A 1,352-nucleotide genomic window follows, 5' to 3' on the forward strand; every position below is an offset into this window, starting at 1 on the left:
GTCCCACCTGCGTGGGTGAGCCGCGGCGTCGTGCGCTTCCTCAGCGGCGCGTCCCACCTGTGCGGGTGAGTCGCGAGGCGGACCGCGCCAGCTCCTCCACCCGCGCCCAGTCCCGTGCCGCCACCGCGTCCGAGGGCACCATCCAACTGCCGCCCACGCAGCCGACGTTGGGCAGGGCCAGGTACTCCGGCGCGTTGCCGGGGCCGATGCCGCCGGTCGGGCAGAAGCGGGCCTGCGGCAACGGTCCGGCCAGCGAGCGCAGATAGGCGGTACCGCCCGCCGCCTGCGCGGGGAAGAACTTCATCTCCCGCACCCCGCGCTCCAGCAGCGCCACGACCTCCGAGGTGGTCGACACCCCGGGCAGGAACGGCAGCCCCGACGCCCGCATCGCCGTCAACAGCGCGTCCGTCCACCCGGGGCTCACGAGGAACCGCGCCCCGGCCGCCCGGCAGGCCGTCACCTGGTCCGGGGTGATCACGGTCCCGGCCCCGACGACCGCCTCCGGCACCGCGCCGGTGATCTCCCGGATCGCGTCCAGGGCGGCCGGGGTGCGCAGAGTCACCTCGATCGCCGGCAGCCCGCCCGCGACGAGTGCCCGTGCCAGCGGTACCGCGTCGGCGACGTCCGCAACGACCACCACGGGCACGACGGGCGCGAGATCCAACACCGAGGCAGCCGAAGCGGAGGGCAGGGGTGAGGTCATGCGCCTCATCCTCCCCGTGAGCTGCACTGCACGCAAAGGTCGTTGCACATGATGCAACGCACGCCTGTCGCTGTCAGTGGACCTCGTCGACCAGCACGTCCAGCGTCCACGGTGACCCCGCCCGCGCCGGCGCCTGCTCCTCCACCGTGTAGCCGAGGTCCCGCAGCGCCACGACCAGGCCGGCCGGGTCCTTCGGCGCGATCCCCGCGGTCAGCAGGCTCCGCACGATCCGGCCCTTCGTCGCCTTGTTGAAGTGGCTGACGACCTTCCGGGTCGGCGCGTGCAGCACCCGCACGCTCGCCGTCCGCGCGGCGACGTCCCCCTTCGGCTTCCACGCCGCCGCGTACGCCGCCGACCGCAGGTCCAGCACCAGCCCGTCCCCGGCCGCCTCCGGCAGCACCTGGGCCATCGGCGCCCGCCAGTGCGCCCCCAGCGCCCCCAGCCCCGGCAGCCGCACACCCATCGAGCAGCGGTACGACGGGATGCGGTCCGTCACCCGGACGGCACCCCACAGCCCCGAGAACACCAGCAGCGAACGGGCCGCCCGCCGCTTGGCGGCCGCGTCGAGCGACGCCAGGCCGAGGGCGTCGTACAACACACCCGTGTAGATCTCCCCGGCCGGCCGGGTCCCGGCCGGCCGGGGAGATCT

The 1,352-nt window shown here is 74.9% G+C and carries 2 protein-coding genes; both read right to left on the reverse strand.

Annotated features, from left to right (window positions below):
* Positions 1-40 precede the first annotated feature (40 nt).
* Positions 41-703, reverse strand: coding sequence for a bifunctional 4-hydroxy-2-oxoglutarate aldolase/2-dehydro-3-deoxy-phosphogluconate aldolase (gene eda, locus BZL64_RS30460; RefSeq protein WP_086772373.1), 663 nt, complete (start codon positions 701-703; stop codon positions 41-43).
* A 73-nt stretch (positions 704-776) separates the two neighbouring features.
* Positions 777-1,352: YaaA family protein (locus tag BZL64_RS30465; protein WP_086772374.1), on the reverse strand; the 576-nt coding region annotated here is incomplete at its 5' end.

Source organism: Streptomyces bobili, from assembly GCF_002154575.1.
Taxonomy (GTDB): domain Bacteria; phylum Actinomycetota; class Actinomycetes; order Streptomycetales; family Streptomycetaceae; genus Streptomyces; species Streptomyces bobili.

What these genes read in the sequence shown, in the direction of transcription:
- eda (WP_086772373.1), bottom strand. Translation starts at nt 703, where the DNA reads ATGACCTCACCCCTGCCCTCCGCTTCGGCTGCCTCGGTGTTGGATCTC.